At 67.2% G+C, this 16,806-nt stretch carries 18 protein-coding genes; 8 read left to right on the top strand and 10 right to left on the bottom strand.

Annotated elements, in window-relative coordinates; all coding sequences use genetic code 11:
- Window positions 1–73 precede the first annotated feature (73 nt).
- The 6 genes from GV792_RS03480 to GV792_RS03505 form a co-directional block, all read right to left on the bottom strand.
- Window positions 74–1,690, bottom strand: a complete 1,617-nt coding sequence (locus GV792_RS03480; protein WP_163822090.1) for an AIM24 family protein — start codon at window positions 1,688–1,690, stop codon at window positions 74–76.
- A 119-nt stretch (window positions 1,691–1,809) separates the two neighbouring features.
- Window positions 1,810–2,589 carry a glucosamine-6-phosphate deaminase gene (gene nagB, locus GV792_RS03485; protein WP_163822091.1) on the bottom strand — a complete coding sequence of 260 codons (780 nt, stop codon included), beginning with the start codon at window positions 2,587–2,589 and terminating at the stop codon, window positions 1,810–1,812.
- 14 nt (window positions 2,590–2,603) lie between these two features.
- Complete coding sequence (locus GV792_RS03490; RefSeq protein WP_163822092.1) at window positions 2,604–3,815, bottom strand: N-acetylglucosamine-6-phosphate deacetylase; 1,212 nt, start codon at window positions 3,813–3,815, stop codon at window positions 2,604–2,606.
- Window positions 3,812–4,198 carry a hypothetical protein gene (locus GV792_RS03495; protein ID WP_163822093.1) on the bottom strand — a complete coding sequence of 129 codons (387 nt, stop codon included), beginning with the start codon at window positions 4,196–4,198 and terminating at the stop codon, window positions 3,812–3,814. The genes GV792_RS03490 and GV792_RS03495 overlap by 4 nt, the downstream gene beginning before the upstream one ends.
- Window positions 4,198–4,467 carry an HPr family phosphocarrier protein gene (locus tag GV792_RS03500; RefSeq protein WP_175583075.1) on the bottom strand — a complete coding sequence of 90 codons (270 nt, stop codon included), beginning with the start codon at window positions 4,465–4,467 and terminating at the stop codon, window positions 4,198–4,200. The genes GV792_RS03495 and GV792_RS03500 overlap by 1 nt, the downstream gene beginning before the upstream one ends.
- A 2-nt stretch (window positions 4,468–4,469) precedes the next feature.
- Window positions 4,470–5,807, bottom strand: coding sequence for a PTS transporter subunit EIIC (locus tag GV792_RS03505; RefSeq protein WP_163822094.1), 1,338 nt, complete (start codon window positions 5,805–5,807; stop codon window positions 4,470–4,472).
- A 235-nt stretch (window positions 5,808–6,042) separates the two neighbouring features.
- Between GV792_RS03505 and GV792_RS03510 the strand changes: the two genes are divergently transcribed.
- The gene (locus GV792_RS03510) at window positions 6,043–6,273 is read left to right on the top strand and encodes a glucose PTS transporter subunit EIIB (RefSeq protein WP_163822095.1); all 231 of its coding nucleotides are present in this window, start codon (window positions 6,043–6,045) and stop codon (window positions 6,271–6,273) included.
- Window positions 6,270–6,734, top strand: coding sequence for a PTS sugar transporter subunit IIA (locus GV792_RS03515; protein WP_163822096.1), 465 nt, complete (start codon window positions 6,270–6,272; stop codon window positions 6,732–6,734). Before GV792_RS03510 ends, GV792_RS03515 begins: the two co-directional genes overlap by 4 nt.
- Before the next feature lie 46 nt (window positions 6,735–6,780).
- Here the strand turns inward: GV792_RS03515 and GV792_RS03520 are convergent, their stop codons facing one another.
- Both GV792_RS03520 and GV792_RS03525 read right to left on the bottom strand, forming a co-directional pair.
- Window positions 6,781–7,518 carry a GntR family transcriptional regulator gene (locus GV792_RS03520; RefSeq protein WP_163822097.1) on the bottom strand — a complete coding sequence of 246 codons (738 nt, stop codon included), beginning with the start codon at window positions 7,516–7,518 and terminating at the stop codon, window positions 6,781–6,783.
- A gap of 171 nt (window positions 7,519–7,689) precedes the next feature.
- On the bottom strand, window positions 7,690–9,147 hold the full coding sequence (locus GV792_RS03525) for an MFS transporter (protein WP_163822098.1): 1,458 nt from the start codon (window positions 9,145–9,147) through the stop codon (window positions 7,690–7,692).
- Between the two features lie 54 nt (window positions 9,148–9,201).
- Between GV792_RS03525 and GV792_RS03530 the strand changes: the two genes are divergently transcribed.
- Window positions 9,202–9,966, top strand: a complete 765-nt coding sequence (locus tag GV792_RS03530) for a TetR/AcrR family transcriptional regulator (protein ID WP_163822099.1) — start codon at window positions 9,202–9,204, stop codon at window positions 9,964–9,966.
- A 37-nt stretch (window positions 9,967–10,003) separates the two neighbouring features.
- Here GV792_RS03530 and GV792_RS03535 read toward each other — a convergent pair whose 3' ends face one another.
- Entirely contained in the window at window positions 10,004–10,900 is an 897-nt protein-coding gene (locus tag GV792_RS03535; RefSeq protein WP_163822100.1) for a helix-turn-helix domain-containing protein, read from the bottom strand.
- Between the two features lie 352 nt (window positions 10,901–11,252).
- On the opposite strand from GV792_RS03535, the gene GV792_RS03540 reads away from it, so the two are divergent.
- The 4 genes from GV792_RS03540 to GV792_RS03555 all read left to right on the top strand — a co-directional run bounded on the left by GV792_RS03540 (window position 11,253) and on the right by GV792_RS03555 (window position 14,261).
- Window positions 11,253–12,086: an SAM-dependent methyltransferase gene (locus GV792_RS03540; protein WP_256671595.1), complete on the top strand. Its 834-nt coding sequence runs from the start codon at window positions 11,253–11,255 to the stop codon at window positions 12,084–12,086.
- A 39-nt stretch (window positions 12,087–12,125) separates the two neighbouring features.
- Complete coding sequence (locus GV792_RS03545) at window positions 12,126–12,599, top strand: pyridoxamine 5'-phosphate oxidase family protein (protein ID WP_163822101.1); 474 nt, start codon at window positions 12,126–12,128, stop codon at window positions 12,597–12,599.
- A gap of 153 nt (window positions 12,600–12,752) precedes the next feature.
- Window positions 12,753–13,592, top strand: a complete 840-nt coding sequence (locus tag GV792_RS03550) for an SAM-dependent methyltransferase (protein WP_163822102.1) — start codon at window positions 12,753–12,755, stop codon at window positions 13,590–13,592.
- An 87-nt stretch (window positions 13,593–13,679) separates the two neighbouring features.
- Window positions 13,680–14,261, top strand: coding sequence for a TerD family protein (locus tag GV792_RS03555; RefSeq protein WP_163822103.1), 582 nt, complete (start codon window positions 13,680–13,682; stop codon window positions 14,259–14,261).
- 102 nt (window positions 14,262–14,363) lie between these two features.
- On the opposite strand, the gene GV792_RS03560 is transcribed toward GV792_RS03555, so the two are convergent.
- Window positions 14,364–14,717 carry an ArsR/SmtB family transcription factor gene (locus GV792_RS03560; protein ID WP_163822104.1) on the bottom strand — a complete coding sequence of 118 codons (354 nt, stop codon included), beginning with the start codon at window positions 14,715–14,717 and terminating at the stop codon, window positions 14,364–14,366.
- A gap of 91 nt (window positions 14,718–14,808) precedes the next feature.
- On the opposite strand from GV792_RS03560, the gene GV792_RS03565 reads away from it, so the two are divergent.
- Window positions 14,809–16,782 carry a heavy metal translocating P-type ATPase gene (locus GV792_RS03565; protein ID WP_163822105.1) on the top strand — a complete coding sequence of 658 codons (1,974 nt, stop codon included), beginning with the start codon at window positions 14,809–14,811 and terminating at the stop codon, window positions 16,780–16,782.
- Window positions 16,783–16,806 lie beyond the last annotated feature (24 nt).

Here is a 16,806-nt window from a genome sequence, read left to right on the forward strand (position 1 = left end):
CCGTTGATGTCGACGCTAATCGCGTCGACATCAACTGGCGATGACCTCAGAGGTCATGCGTTTCGTGACGTCGCTATCCGAGCAGACCGCCGAACATGCCGCCGGTGTGGCCGGCTTCCTGCCCGCCACCGGTGCCGCCGAGCAGACCACCCGGCGGCAGTTCCGACGGCTGCACGATGACGAAACCGCGGCCGGAGAACGCGAGCGTGGTGCCTTCGCCGGTGCTTCGACCCATCAGCCTGCCGAGGCCGAACGAATCGTTGCGTTTGATCCCGGTCTGCAAGCTCGACGACCAGGCGACCGCTGCCTGCGGGTCGGCGTAGGTGGGCTGGTCGACGTTGAGCACCACCGGTGCGCCGTGGCTGGTGATGGCGATCCGGCCGCGGCCGGTGAACACGCAGTTGAACAGACCGGCGTTGCTCGCCATCCCCGCGGCGCCCTGCACCCGTCCGATGTTGTAGGTCAGTGTCGAATCGAAGGCCAGCACGTTGGCGCCGTTGATGGTGAGACCGTCGGAGCCGTCGAGATCGATGGTGTGCACATCGGCGGCGCTGTTGGCCAGGAACAGATCGCCACGCCCGGTCACCTTCATCAGCGGTACACCCTCGCCGGTGAGCCGCTGCTGGATGGCGCGGCCGATTCCGCCCGAGCCGAGCGCCTGGAATTGCAGCTCACCCTGGTAGGCCACCATCGACCCGGCCCGCGCCATGACCTCGCCGTTGACGGCGGCCTTGATCATCTTGCCGCCCTGTTTCTGGATGCCGGCGCCGGAAACCTCGGCGTGGCGCGGATCGAACAGATCGCTGTGCATCGGCAGCGCTCCTTGCTGGGACGAGAACGTGGACGGTGCCGGCTGGGCGGTGCCGGTCGGCTGGTGGTGCGGCGCGGGGGCCGCGGGCGGTGGATAGGGCTGCGGCGCGGCAGGGTACGCGGCAGGCGGATACAACTGGGCGGGCGGATAGGGCTGCCCGGGCGGCACCTGCCCGCCCGGGTGTCCGGTGGGCGGGTAGCCCGGCGCAGGCGGGTACGGCTGCTGACCGGCAGGTGGGTACTGCTGACCGGCAGCGGGCGCAGGGGGTGGATATCCGCTCGCCGCCGGTTGGGCGACCACGGTGGGGTCGGTGCGCGAGGGCGCGACGATCGTCGGATCGTTGCGCGAGGATGCGGCAGGGGCCTGGGGTGCGGGCTCGGGTTCATCGTCGACGTTCACCCCGAACGCGGTCGCGATGCCTGCCAACCCGTTGTCGTAGCCCTGGCCGACCGCACGGACCTTCCAGGCACCGCCGCGACGGTAGATCTCGACACACACCACCGCCGACTCGGTGCTCAGGCCGGTCACCGGGAAGGTCAAGGTGCCCGCATCGGAGGCGATACTCGCGACCAGCGAACCGGCGGCGGTGAAGGTGGCCGGCCCGGAGCCGTCGAGGCTCGCGGTGACGACGACGCGGTCGACATCGCCGGGCAGAGCGCTGGTCTGGACATCGACCATATCGCCCGCGCCGCGGCCGTGGCGGTACACGACGCCGGGGCCAACAGGCTGGTTGAAGAACACGAAGTCCCCATCGGCGCGGACGCGACCGTCGGTGCCGAGTAGCAGCGCCGAGACGTCCACCGGGGTCGAACAGGTCACCGTCACCGTCATCCGATCCGCGGGCGCCGGGCGGTTCTCACCGCGCGCGAGGGCATTCACCGGCGACCACCTCGCTCGCGGCCGATCCCTGCGAAGGACATGCGTTTCACGGCGTCGAGTGTGCCGCGCCCGCGCCGCCCGCGCCACTTCCGGCTCCGGAGTGGTCCGCTACCGGCCGGTCAAAAGGTCTGCCACGTCGGCTTGTGTTCGAGCGCGTACCGGTAGTAGTCGGCCAGCCGCAGTCCGCTCGCCGCGGCCTCATCGATGACGACGGTGACGTGGCGGTGCAGCTGCATGATCGAGGCCGGGCAGACGGCGGCCAGCGGACCTTCGACCGCAGCCGCGATGGCGTCGGCCTTACCGGCCCCTAAGGCGATCATCACCAGATGACGCGCCTCGCCGATGGTGCCGAGGCCCTGGGTCAGCACATGGTGCGGGACCGAATCGGGGCCGTCGAAGAAGCGGGCGTTATCGGTGCGGGTCTGTTCGGTCAGCGTCTTGACCCGAGTGCGCGAGGTGAGCGCGGACCCGGGCTCGTTGAAACCGATGTGCCCGTCGGTGCCGATTCCCAGCAACTGCACATCGACACCACCGGCGGCGGCGATGGCGGAGTCGTAGCGTTGGGCTTCGGCAGCGATATCGGCCGCCTCGCCGTCCGGGCTGAATACCCGCACGGGATCGAGATTCACACGGTCGACGAATTCGGACCGGATCACCGAGAAGTACGACTGCGGATGACTTTTCGGCAAGCCGACGTATTCGTCGAGCAGAAACGCCCGGCAGTCGGAGAAGTCCAGGTCCTGCTCGCGGTGGCGTCTGACCAGCTCCCGGTAGCTGCCGAGCGGGGAGGATCCGGTGGCGAGGCCGAGTGTCGCGGGGCCGCGACGCACATAGCCCTCGACGATATCGGCGACGGTGTTCGCGACATCCTGCTCGCTGGGCCGGATCACGATTTCCATGCGGTTCCTTCCGTCTAGACGGGTACACCGCCGGTGATCACACGGCGCACCCGCAGGGTGGGGTCGGTGACGACGACATCGGCGCGGTAGCCGGGTGCGAGGGTGCCGCGCTCGGCATCGAGCCCGAGCACCGCGGCCGGGGTGCTGGTGGCGGCGGCCACCGCGTCCGCCAACGGCACGCCGGCGCCGACGACGGCGTGGCGCAGGACGTCGAGCAGGCGGGCGGTGCCGCCTGCGATGGAACCGGCGGATCCGCCGGCGGTCACCAGTCGCGCCACTCCCCCGTCCACCCGGACTTCCAGCGGGCCGAGCCGGTAGTCGCCATCGCTCATTCCCGCCGCCGCCATCGCATCGCTGACCAGCGCGATGTGTGCCGGACCGACCGTGTCGAAGACCATGGCGACCGTCTCCGGCGCGAGATGCACGCCATCGGCGATCAATTCCACGACCAGCTCGCCGCGACCGGCCGCGGCCAGGCAGGCCGCGACCGGGCCGGGTGCGCGATGATGCAGCGGCGGCATGCCGTTGAACAAATGCGTCGCGGTCAGCGGCGCGCCGGCGGCTTCGGCGATGCGGGCGGTGGTGGTCGCCGCGTCGGCGTCGGTGTGTCCGAGGCTCGGCAGGACGCCGTGCGCGCGCATCGCGGCCAGCAGACCGGTGAAGTTCGCCGTTTCCGGGGCCAGCGTCATCGAGCGGACGGTACCGCGTGCGGCCAGGCAGATCCGCTCGAACAGCTCCGGGTCGCCGGGGATGATCGCGGCGGGATCCTGTGCCCCGCAACGCACCCGGCTCAGGAACGGGCCCTCCAGGTGGATGCCGAGCAGTTCACCCTGCTCGACCAGATCGGCGAGCACTGCCGCCTGACGCAGCAGATCGGCAGGCGGGGCCGACACCAGGCTGCCGAGCAGGCCGGTGGTGCCGTGCGCGCGGTGATGGGCCGCCGCGCGCCCGGCCCCGGAGATACTGGTGTCGGGGAACCCGGCGCCCGCACCGCCGTGGCAATGCAGATCGATCAGGCCGGGTAGCACGATCGAGTCACTCGGCGGCGGAACCGGCGCGGTGCCTCGATAGTGCGCGGCGGGCCCGACCCAGGAGATGAGATCGCCGTCGAGGACGACCACACCATCGATGATGTCACGGCGGACGGCGCTGGCCACCGCGTCGGAGGCACCGATCACCCGTCCCCGCAGTAGAACCCCGGCCCCTGCGGTGTCGGAAGTGTTCATGCCGACTCGTTGAGCGCGGCGGCTTTCCGCGCGGCCTGCGGTGCGCGCGCCGCACCGGCCGCGGCGCGGCACTGCTCGATCTCGGTATCGGCCAGTGCCGCACGTACTCTCGCGAGAGCGGGCAGGGTCCGCACCACGACCGGGCGGCCGTCGAAGCGTCTCAGGATCTCGGCGGCGCCGCCGACCACCGCGCCCGCACGTGTCTCGAGATCGGCGGCCACCGTGTCCAGAGCCGAACGCGCCCGATCGAGTTCGGTGGCGACGGACGTACCGACCGGATCGCCGGCGGAGGTCTCGATCGGGGCGACGAAGCTCGGCCACGGCGCACACACCACACCGGGACTGACGCCGAGCCCCTCGATGATCTGCTCGGATTCGGGCATCAGGCGGCGTCGAGGTCCGAGGCGAGCACACCGACCAGACTGTCCAGCACGCGATCGGCGCCTTCGCCCTCGGCTCGCAAGGTCACTTCCGTGCCGTACTCCACGCCCAGGGTCATCACCGCCAGCATGCTCGCCGCGTCGACCGGGTCACCGGCGCCGACGGCGATCGTCACCGGGACGCCCGCAGCGCCCGCCGCCCGGGTGAACGTGGCGGCCGGTCGCGCGTGCAGCCCGACCTTCGATCCGACGACAACAGTGCGTTCAGCCATGGTCAGTTATCTTCCAGTTTCTTCGCGGTCTCGTTCTCGACCTCGGCCACCATCGGCGCGTCGGTTCGGGTACCGGCTTCGGCGGCAAGCGCGCGGGTGGCGGCTTCCTCGCCGGTGTCGAGCATTTCGGCGTCGGTTTCGGCTTCCCGGCCCGGGGTGCGCAGGTTCCATTTCTTGATCACGACACTGAACAGCAGGTAGTAGATCACCGCGTACCCGAATCCGATGGGAATCAACAGCCAGGCGTCGGTGGCCTTGCCGAAGTTCAGCGCGTAGTCGATGAATCCGGCCGAGAAGGTGAAGCCGTCGTGGATGCCCAGCGCATTGACCAGCGCATGCGAGGTGCCGGTGAGGATGGCGTGCACGACGTACAGCGGCCATGCCACGAACATGAAGGAGAACTCCAGCGGTTCGGTGATGCCGGTGACGAACGCCGTCAGCGCGGTGGAGAGCATGATGCCGCCGACGAGCTTCTTCTGCGACGGCCGTGCGTTGCGCCAGATGGCAAGGGCGGCCGCAGGCAGCGCGAACATCATGATCGGGAAGAAGCCCGTCATGAACGTGCCCGCGGTCGGGTCTCCGGCGAAGAAGCGATTCAGGTCACCGCGCACGATCTGGCCCTGAGCGTTCTCGTAGTCGCCGATCAGAAACCACAATGTGGTGTTGAGGATGTGGTGCAGCCCCGTGGGAATGAGGAGCCGGTTCGCGGTGCCGTAGACCCCGCCGCCGAGGACCGAATTCTCGGCGACGGTTTCGCCGACCCAGGTCAGTCCGGCGTTGAACAGCGGGTACACGAACGCCATCAGCACACCGACCACGAGACCGGTGACCGCGGTGAGGATCGGGACGAGCCGCCTGCCGTTGAAGAAGCCGAGGTAGTCGGGCAGTGTGGTGCGGTAGAACCGCTGCCACAGCAGCGCCGAGAGCAGGCCCATCACAATACCTGCGAGGACGCCGTAATCGATCATCGCCTGCGCGCCCTTGGGGTCGGTTTCACCCTCGAGCACGATGGGCGACATGGCATCGAAGACGCCGTCGACCACCATGTAGCCGACGACGGCGGCCAGCGCGGTCGACCCGTCGGCCTTCTTCGCCCAGCCGATGGCGATTCCGACCGCGAAGATCAGTGGCAGCCAGGTGAAGACGGCCTGGCCCGCGGCCGAAATGACGCTCGCGGCACTCGACAGCGCCGAGAACCGGCCGAGCAGGTCGTCCTGACCGAGACGCAGCAGGATGCCCGCAGCCGGCAGCACCGCGATCGGCAGCATCAGGCTGCGCCCGAGACGCTGTAGCCCGGCGAATGTCGCCGATTCCTTTTTCGGGCTGTCTACGACCGTCATATCGACCTTCTTCGTACGCCGGTGACCGGCGATTCGGCGTGGTGGACGCACCGGGGCACGCTCGCGCGGTTCCGGAATGAACTGTTGTTAACCAAGAAACCAACGGGTACTGTCCGGTCATAACCAGTTGATAGTTTTACCAGGTGGGGGCCGAATGTCAACCGGCAAATATGATCCAGGTAACACAGCCTTGCCCACCTTCCGGCACGGCATACACGCCAACAAGGGAGAACATATGTCCACAGCGGACGCGATCGTCAGCGGTCTCGGCGGCGCCGAGAATATCGTCGAGATCGAAGCCTGCATCACGCGGCTGCGTACCGAGGTGAAGGACGGCGATCTGGTGGATGAGGCCGCGCTCAAGGCGGCGGGCGCGCACGGCGTACTGAAATCCGGTTCGGTGGTCCAGGTCGTGGTCGGCCCGGAGGCCGACACACTCGCCGACGATATCGGGGACCTGCTGTGAGCGTCTCGGTGTCGGCGCCGCTACCGGGGCGCGTCCTGGCGTTGGCCGAGGTGCCCGATCCGGTCTTCGCCGATCAGCTCGTCGGGTCCGGTGTAGCGATAGATCCGGCCCGCGATCGCGGCCCGATCGCGGTGATCGCGCCGATCGCGGGGAAGATCGTGAAGTTGCATCCGCACGCCTTCGTGATCGTCAGCGCCTCGGGAACCGGAGTGCTCGTGCATCTGGGCATCGACACGGTGAAACTGGCAGGCGAGGGGTTCACGCTGCTGGCCGCCGAGGGTGACGAGCTCGCGGCTGGTGCGGCGATCGTGCGGTTCGATCCGACCCAGATCGACGGCACCGGATATTCGGCGGTCTGCCCGATCGTGGTGATGGATTCGGCGCGGAATTCGGTGGCCGCGCCCGGTGTCGGGACCGATGTCGATTCCGGTGCGCCACTGTTCGATTGGACAGCCGCCTAGCGACGCAGCCGGGGCAGGACGTCGTCGCGTCCTGCCCGCGGCGCGTTCAGCGCGGCATGCGCTCGTGCCCGACCTCCATCTGTAGCTGGTAGCGGTCGGAGCGGTACCAGCTCTGAGTGTGTTCGACCGCTACCCCACCGCTGAACGAGGTTCGGTCGAAATGCAATACCGGCGCGCTTTTCTTGACTCCGAGCAGCGCGGCGATCCCGGTATCGGCGGCGGTCGCGTTGACGGTCTGGGTGGCGCGTTCGATCGGCATTCCATAGCGCTCCGCGCTGGTCTGATAGATCGACGCGGTGAGATCCACCTCGATCAGCCCGGGCAGCAGTCCGGGATGGAACCAGCCGTCGTCCACACTCACCGGTTCACCGTCGGCCAAGCGCAACCGCTTGATGTGATAGGCCTCGGCACCCTCGGCCAGGGCGAGCGCGCGCCCCGAAGCTTCCGGAATGACGCCTTCCTCGGCGATCAGGACCACCGTCGTCGGTTGATGCCCTTGGGCACGCATCTCCTCGGTGAACGAGGCCAGATGCAGTGTCGACTGCACCGGCCGATGCGCGACGAAGGTGCCCTTGCCGCGCACCCGGACCAGATGGCCCTCGTTGACCAGCTGACCGATCGCCTCACGCACGGTGATCCGGCTGACGCCGTAGTCGTGCATCAGGTTTCGTTCGCTGGTCATCAGATCGCCCGGCTGCAACTCACGGGTGCACTTGTGCAGCAGGATGGCCCGTAGCTGCTCATGTTTGGGGATCGCACTGTCACGCAGCGGCACGGGCATCACAGCGGCTCCTTCGTCGGGGACCGGCGGCAACACTCACGGCGGGAACGTGAGGTCCCGACCGGTACGGTCCGGTTATCCCGAGCGTACTCCCACGCGGCGCCGCGCAACATCCGATCGCCGGCGTCCGCCGGGCGGGTGCGGAACCGATGACCGGCCCCGCACCCGCGGCGATCAGCTCTCGACCGCGACCGGTTCCGGTGTGACCACTTGGGGCGGCCGCGCTCGCAGCAATACCAGACCGAGCACCGCGGCCGCGACGCTGAAGCACGCACTGATCCACGCGCCGGTCGACATGGCCTCGGTGAAGGCTGCCTTCGCCGGTTCGGTGTAGCCCAGTTCGAAGGCCGCACCGATGGATTCGCGCGCTGCACCGGGAGCGTCGGCAGGCATGTTCGCGGTGAACACCCCGGCAAGCACACTGCCGAGAATGGCGATGCTGACCGCCATGCCGACCTGCTGCAACGTGTCGTTCATGGCCGAACCGACACCCGCGTGTTCGAGCGGAATCGCACTCATGATGGCCGCATAGGCGGACGGTCCGGCCAGGCCGCCACCTATCCCCATGATCAGCATGCTCACCAGCACCGCCACATACCCGGTGCCGACCGCGAGCACCACGAATGCCACACCCATCACCAGCAGACCGCTCACGATCAGGGTCTTGTTGCTGAGTTTCTTACCGAGCGTGGCGCCGAGACCGTTGCACACCGCGGCCGCCACCGCATACGGCAGCAGCGCAAGACCTGCCTTCATCGGCCCGTAGCCGAGCACGAATTGCAGGTACTGGGTGAGCATGAACATGATCGCGCCCATACCGAACACCATCAGCAGCAACGTCAGGCAGGTGCCGGTGAAGTCCCGATTGCGGAACACCCCCAGCGGCAACATCGGATGCTCGGACCGGCTCTCCCACACCACGAATGCGACCGCCGACACGACGGCGAGGCCGATCACCCCGAGGTTCCATTCGCGCTCGATGATCACATACACCGCCGACACCAATGCCAGGATCGATAGCAGCACGCCGACCACATCGACCGGCCGCTGCTCTCCTGTCGATTCCGGCATCAGGATCAGCGCGGCGACAATCGCCAGGATCGCGACCGGGATATTGAGCAGGAAGACCGAACCCCACCAATAGTGCTCGAGCAGGAAACCGCCGAGCGTCGGGCCGATGACGATGCCGACCATCGACACCGTGGTCCAGGCGGCCATGGCGAGGCGACGCTCGTCTTGATCGAAGGTGGTCATCAAGATCGACAGAGTCGACGGCATCAGTAGCGCCCCACCGACTCCCATCGCAGCCCGCGCGAGGATCACCTGCCACGGTTGGGTGGCCAGCACCGCGGCCAGCGAGGCCACTCCGAAGACGGCGAGGCCGAGGATCAGCATGCGGCGGCGCCCGAACCGGTCCGACAGGCTACCCGCGGTCAACAGCAGGCCCGCGAATACCAGGACATAGGCGTCCAGGATCCACTGCACGTCCGACGGCGTGGCCCGCAGTTCCCGGATCAGCGACGGGATCGCCAGGTTGAGCACGGTGCCGTCGATCATCAGTACCAATAGGGAAAGACAGAGGACCCCCAGAATCCACCAACGGCGGGGGTCTCGTACAACGTTCGATTCCACTCGCACAGCGTACGAGAAACTCGCACGGTGTGCGAGTGAATATAGAATGATGGGGTGACCAAGCAGTTCAGCACGGTATGGAGCCGGGAACCCCGCCAACCGAGGTCGTCCGGGCTGCGCCGCGAACAGATCGTGGCGGCGGCGGTCGAGATTCTCGATGCCGAGGGCATGTCCGCGCTCAGTATGCGTAAGCTCGGCGCGCGGCTCGACGCGGGCGCGACCAGCCTCTACTGGTACGTGGCGAACAAGGATGAGCTGCTCGAGCTCGTGCTCGACGAGTTCTGGGGCATGGTGCGGGTGCCGGAACCGGACCAGATGTCCTGGCAGGAGGTGGCAACCGCGTTCGCCTACAACCTGCGGGACACCATGCTGAATCACCCGTGGGTCGGCGGCCTCATGGGGTACCTGCCGAGCATCGGGCCCAATTCGCTGCGGTTGAGCGATCGGCTGCGCCGCACCTTCGTCGGCGCCGGATTCCTCGGTAACGATGTCTATCTCGCCACCGGCACCCTGTTCTCCTTCGTGCTCGGCCAGGTACTGCCCGCGATCGCCTGGAAGAACACCTACGGCGACGGCGAGATCGATACTTCGAGCGTGATGCCCGTACTAGAAGACCTCGGCGCCGACTATCCCGACCTGATCGACGACTACCGCAACACCGTGCCCGCCGACCCTGCCACGGCCCGCGCGGTGGCCTTCGACTTCGGCCTGATCTCGGTCCTGGACGGACTCGAGGTGCGTCTGCGCGGCGGAGTGAGCGCCGGATCGCCTGCCGAACCCGACCACTCCAGAGCACACAATTCTTCGGACGGTTCGTGAGCGCGAGTTGCGCTCCATGCGCCCGAGTTTCGGTGCGCTAGTCTCCCGCGGCGTATTCGATGAGGATCGCCGCCAGGAATTGCAGGCTCTCGGCCGGCGACAGCGCCTGGACGCTGAGCTGATTCATCACCGACATGTACAGCTCCACGTCGTGGCGCTTCTCCATGTACAGCGAGCTGGTGAGCTGCTCGGTGTAGACGATGTCGGGGAGTTCGGGTTCAGGGAAACGCAGGATGCTGAATGGTCCGCCCGCCGCAGGATGGCCGCCGGCCGAGTACGGCAGCACCTGGATGCGCACATTGGCCAATTCGGAGATGTCGATCAGATGCTTGATCTGCTCACGCAATACCCTCATACCGCCGACGGGCCTGCGTAGCGCGTTCTCATCAATGACCGCCCACAGCGTAGGTGCGGCGCGGCGGTGCAGAATCTTCTGCCTTCGCATCCGGACCGCGACCCGACGCTCGGTCTCGTCGTCATTGCCGAGCATGATGACCGAGCGTGCGTAGTCGGCGGTCTGTAGTAGCCCGGGAATGAACTGGGCCTCATAGGTGCGGATCGTGGTGGCGGCCTGCTCCAGGCCGACGTAGGTCTCGAACCATGCGGGCAATAGGTCGCTGTAGCTCTGCCACCACCCCGGGTCATTGGCCTTACGGGCCATGTCCAGATAAGGCTCGCGCTTCTCGTCGTCGACGACGCCGTAGAGGGTGAGCAAATCCCGGATATCGCGTTCTTTGAAGCCCGTGCGTCCCAATTCGAGCCTGCTGATCTTGGCGTGCGATCCACGGATGGCGTCCCCCGCCGCCTCCCTGCTGACACCGCAGCTTTCCCGCAGCCGACGCAATCTGCTGCCGAGCGCGATCCGGATCACCGTCGGACCACGTTCTGCCACAAGCAGTTCCACGTTGTCGCTGTTGTCCTGGTCGTTGGTCATGGACCGCCTCTGGCCGATAGTGGATAGACCGCGATCTGCCCGGTCACACCCACCGGCTCCACCGCGTCGGTTGGAGATCCTACTCGCTCCCGCGGCGAAACCACCGGAGCCCGTTACCCGTCGGCGATCGTCATCGCATGGCGCCCGGCGTCGCCATCGACGCACTCTGACACAGACTGGTCGGTCGATGAATTGTGCGCCGCGTCAGCGGGTGTGGACCGAATGATCCGGCAACGACCGAATTGCGTGGATTTTACAGCGGGACAACGGCATAACTTCTTCTCGATACCGCGCGCCACCCTTGCCCGGTGCGTACAGTCACACCCATGGGAGCCGACGGGAGAGGAGCCCCATGATGCCGATGGACGACGATGATCTCGGTGGGCGTGTCGATCCGGACACGCCGAGCATCGCCCGCGTCTACGACTACGGACTGGGCGGTTCGGACTGGTTCGAGATCGATCGCAAAGTCTATGAACACCTACTCACCGTGGTGCCGAATCAGAACGCGGTCGGCGCGGCCAACCGGCGCTTTCTCGAACGCGTCGTGCGCTATCTGACCAGCCAGGCTGGCATCACGCAGATTCTCGACCTCGGCAGCGGTCTACCGACGCAGAAGAACACACATCAGATCGCCCAGGAGTTGGGCACCGAAGTGATGGTCGTCTACGTCGACAACGACCCGGTGTGCGTGCGTCGCGGCAAGGAACTACTCGAAACCAACGAGTACACCCACTTCCTCGATCTCGATCTCACCGAGCCCGCCGAGGTTCTCGGCCACCCCGCGGTGAACCAGTACCTCGATCTGAGCAAGCCACTGCTGATGATGCAGTGCGGCACCTTGCATCACGTCGACGACGACCGCGACCCGGCGGCCATCATGGGCGAATACGTCGACGCACTCGCGCCCGGCTCCTTCGCGATGATCAGCCACTTCTTCGATCCAGGCACCGAAGACGACGAACTGCACCAGCTGGCCCGCCGCGCCGAACGGGCCCTGCACGACGAAGGACTTGGCACCGGCCGCTGGCGCACCCGCGAGGAACTGATGCCGTACTTCGACGGACTGGAGCTACTCGAACCCGGGCTCGTGCCACTCGACGACTGGTGGCCGTGGGGTCCCGACGAGCGCGAGCGCGTTCCGGACGAATACCTGATCATCGGCGGCGTCGGCCGCAAACCGTAGTTCTGTTCCCTTCACCCACACCACGACACAGGAGGACCGATGTCAGCGGACGCCGACACGACCGCACAGATCACCGAGCAGGAAGTCCGGGATAAACTCTCCGGCATCCTCGCCACCACCAGCATCGATCTCGCCACGTCCAAGGACGGCGTCAACTGGTGCTCGAGCGCGTTCTTCGCCCACCTGGACGACGACCCGTTCCGGCTCACCCTCATCCTCGAATCGGGCGGGCGCACGCTGGAAGCATTGCGCGCCAACCCGAATGTCGGCATCAAGGTGGTCAGTGGCGGATTCGTTGATCCATTCGCCCAGGGCATGGGCACCATCGAGGTGCGCGGTGCGGCCGACCGGGAGGAAACCTTCCAGGCGCTGGTCCAGAAGGAGCCGATGATCGAGCCGTTCTTCGCGACGCCGGTGGAAGCGCTGATCGTGCATGTCGACTGGTGGCGGATCACCCACATCGGTGGCGGCTGGCTGCCGGGCCGTCGGCTCGATCGCGTCACCACGGCCTGATCCACGGCCGCGCCTTCGGTCGCGGCCGCACCCGGGCCCGCGGAGGACGCGAATCTTTCGTCGGCCGAATGAATCCGGAGCCATTGCCGGGAAGCTCACCGAACCCTACGCTGGGTGAGCTGGATCACAGCTACTGCTAGAGAGAGGTACCCGATGTCCCAACCCGCTCCCCAAACCGGTGTTCGCGCTCCGGTCGGTGTGGACACCACCCGAGCGAGCATCGCGCGCGTCTACGACGTGAGCCTGGGCGGCAAAGACAATTACGACGTCGACCGCGCCGCCTTCGACCAGATCCTGAAGGCCGCGCCCCGGCAGCGCGACGTCTCCAAGATGAACCGGCGGTGGCTGCACCGCGCCACCAGGTACATGGCAGGCACCGCTGGCATCGACCAATTCCTCGACATCGGTGCGGGATTGCCGACGGTCGGCAACACCCACGAGATCGCCCAGAGCCAGAATCCGCAGGCCACCGTCGTCTACGTCGACAACGATCCGGTGTGCAACGCGCACGGCCGGGTACTGCTCGAGCAGAACGAGTACACCCATTTCGTGCCCGCCGACCTGACCCAGCCGAACACGCTGCTCCAGGACGACGAGGTGACCAAGCACCTGGATATGACTCGCCCGATCGGGCTGATCCTGTGCGGCATCCTGCATCACGTGGACGACGAACTCGATCCCGCCGGCATCATGCGCCAGTACATCGACGCGCTGCCGGCCGGTTCCTATGTCGGCATCACCCACTTCTGGAACCCGAACGACGGTTCCGAGCTCGCCGATCTCGCTGTGCGCTTGCAACACCAGTTCACCGAGATGGGACTCGGATCGGGCTGGTACCGCACCAAGGAAGAGGTCGCCGGCTACTTCGGCGATCTGGAGATGGTCGAGCCCGGCGTTGTCGAACTGGAACAGTGGTGGCCGATGGGTCCGCCGGTGCGTGAGCCGTTCCCCGAGGAGCGCCTCATGATCGGCGGCGTCGGCCGCAAGCGCTGAGCACTACGGCCACAGCGGGTTCCGTAGTCGTCTGCGCGGAACCCGCTGCGACCCATGCGGAACCGATTTCGTCGGTACGCTGACACCATGATCACGCTCAAAAAAGAAGACGGTGCCGCGGATCTCAACGGCATCACCAAACTGAGTGTCGGGGTGAGCTGGGACCCGTCCGCGGGTGCCAGCGGCGGCGCGCTCGGCTGGGCGCGCCGCAAGCGAGGCGTCGACCTGGATCTGATTGCCATCCTCATGCAGGGCTCGGAGCCTGTACGGTTCGCCGGCCTTGATTCGCTCGATCCGCTGGGCAATGGCTCGGTGCTGCACTCCGGCGACGAGCAGACCGGTGCAGCCTCCGGCGACGACGAGGCGGTGCAGGTCACCTTCGGTGACGTGCCCGGTGGTATCGACGCGATCGTGTTCGTCGCGGCGGCGTTCAAAAAGGGCTCCAGCTTCGAGAAGGCGAACAACATCTCGTTCAAGGTCTACGACGCGACCGGCGGCGACAGCCAGCAGGTCGCCGACATCTGGCCGTCGCTGCTCGGCGCCGACAATGCCAATGCCGTCGCCCGCGCCTTCCGCTCGGGTAATAGCTGGCAGCTGGAAGTACTCAACCGCAAGGGCAAGGTCAAGCAGGGCGATAAGCAGGCCCTGCTGCGCTTCGCCATACAGTGATCCGCGCCTGGTGACGGAGCAGTTTCAGCTCCGTCACCACGAGGGATCGTCGGCGTAGGTCGACCCCGCCGCGCCGCCATCAATGACCGAATCCGACGACCGTTATGCCGTCTCGTCGTCGATACCGAGCCCGAGATGCTCGATGTGATAGACGGCTTCGTCCAGCAGCATCGCCACATGGCTGTCGTACAGCCGGTAGATCACGCTTCTGCCCTGCCGCGAGCCGGTGACCAGACCCATCGCGCGCAAGAGGCGCAGCTGATGCGAGACCGCGGACTGTTCCATTTCCACGGCGTCCACCAGATCCCCTACCGAGCACGGTCCGTGCCGGAGCCGGGTCAAAATGCGCAGCCGGCTCGGTGTCGCGAGCGCTTGCAGAGTCGCCGCGACAGTGGCCGCCGAGTCGGCGTCCAATTGCGCGGGCGGCGTGGTTCTGCCCTCGACTCCGTGTCCCACGAGATCACTGTACCTTGCGGGATTACATGAAGACATGTACATGTATTCCTGTAGTTCTCCCATGGCGTCGATCTCGAACGGAGCATCCCGGATGACCATCTCCCCGTTGCTGGATCGACCGCAGATCGCTCCCGCGCCGCGGCGGCGGTCGATCCGCGCGACGGTCTGGACGCTGCCGGAGGTGCGGTGGGCCGCCGCGGCCACGGCGCTGTTCGTCGCAGGTGCGGCGGCGCAGTGGACCGGTGCGCCCGAATGGTTGCACTGGTTACTGTTCGTGGCGTGCTACCTGGCCGGCGGCTGGGAGCCGGCACTGGAAGGTGTGCGTGCGCTCCGGAACCGCAGCCTGGATGTGGATCTGCTGATGATCGTCGCTGCGATCGGCGCCGCCGCGATCGGGCAGGTGGTCGACGGCGGACTGCTGATCGTCATTTTCGCGACCTCCGGCGCATTGGAGGCGGTCTTGACCCACCGCACCGCCGAAGCCGTCCGTGGGCTGCTCGACCTCGCTCCTGATCGGGCCACCGTCATCGACGAGAACGGTGGTGAACGGCTCGTCGACGCACACACCCTCACGGTGGGCAGGCTGATCCTGGTGCGGCCCGGTGAACGCATCGGCGGCGACGGCATCGTCGAATCGGGAATGAGCGAGGTCGACCAGGCCTCGATCACCGGCGAACCACTACCGGTGACGGCCCGGCCGGGCAATGAGGTCTTCGCGGGCACCATCAACGGGACAGGCACGCTGCGGGTCCGGGTTCACCGCGCCGCAGCCGATTCGGTGGTCGCGCGCATTGCCGCCATGGTGCAGCAGGCGTCCGAATCCAAGGCCAGAACACAATTGTTCATCGAACGCGTCGAGCACTGGTACTCCACCGGCGTCGTCATCGCCACCCTGGCCGTACTCGGCATACCGCTGGCCGCGGGCTCGGCGCTTCAGCCAGCACTGGTGCGTGCGATGACCTTCATGATCGTCGCTTCGCCGTGTGCGATCGTGCTCGCGACCATGCCGCCGCTACTGGCTGCCATGGCGAATGCGAGCAGGCACGGCGTGCTGGTGAAGTCGGCGGTCGTGATGGAGCAGTTGGGCCTCGTGGACACAGTGGCCTTTGATAAGACCGGAACCCTCACCGAAGGCAGCCCGCAGATCGCCGGAATCCACACCCTCACCGACGATGTCGATCCCGAGCCGATGCTCGCGCTTGCGGCGGCGGCCGAGCGCAACAGCGAACACCCCATCGGCGCCGCCATTGTCGCTGCCGCCCGGCAGCGCGGGCTGCGGATCTCCGAGGCCACCGAGTTCGATTCGCAGCCGGGTCGAGGCGTGCGGGCCACCGTCGACGGCCGGTGCATCGAGGTGGGCAGCCCAGCTCATCTCCTCGAGTCCGCCGAGACCGCGACCCCCGCACAGGCGCTCGTCGACGCACTGGAATCGACGGGAGTGACGGCAGTGGTCGTCACCGTCGAGGGCTCCCCCGCCGGCGTCCTCGCCGTGACCGACCGGCAGCGCCCCGCCGCGGCTCAGGCGGTGGCCGACCTCACCGGGCTCACCGCGCACGCCCCGGTCCTGCTGACCGGTGACAACCCTCGCGCCGCCACTGCGCTGGCAGGCTCGCTCGGCATAGTCGACGTCCGGGCAGGCCTGTTGCCCGAGGACAAGGTGGCGGCGGTGCGTGGACTCAGCGAACGTGGCCGCCGGGTCGCGGTCGTCGGCGACGGCGTCAACGACGCACCCGCGCTCGCCGCCGCACATAGCGGTATCGCCATGGGGCGCACCGGATCCGATCTGGCGGTCGACACTGCCGACGCGGTGGTCGTCGGCGATGATCTCCGCACCGTCGCGGCCGTGATCGCGCTGTCGCGGCGCGCCCGCCGCATCGTGGCGGCGAACCTGACCATCGCCGGGGCGTTCATCGCGACGCTGGTCACCTGGGATCTGGTCGGCACGCTGCCGCTGCCACTCGGCGTCGCCGGGCACGAGGGCTCCACGGTGATCGTCGGGCTGAACGGTATGCGACTGCTCACCGATCGCGCGTGGCGCGACGCGTCCCGGCCCGGCGACGCATGAGCGCTCACCGGGCCGGGTCGTAGT

The organism is Nocardia cyriacigeorgica (assembly GCF_010868145.1).
In the GTDB taxonomy this organism is placed as follows: Bacteria; Actinomycetota; Actinomycetes; order Mycobacteriales; family Mycobacteriaceae; genus Nocardia; species Nocardia cyriacigeorgica_D.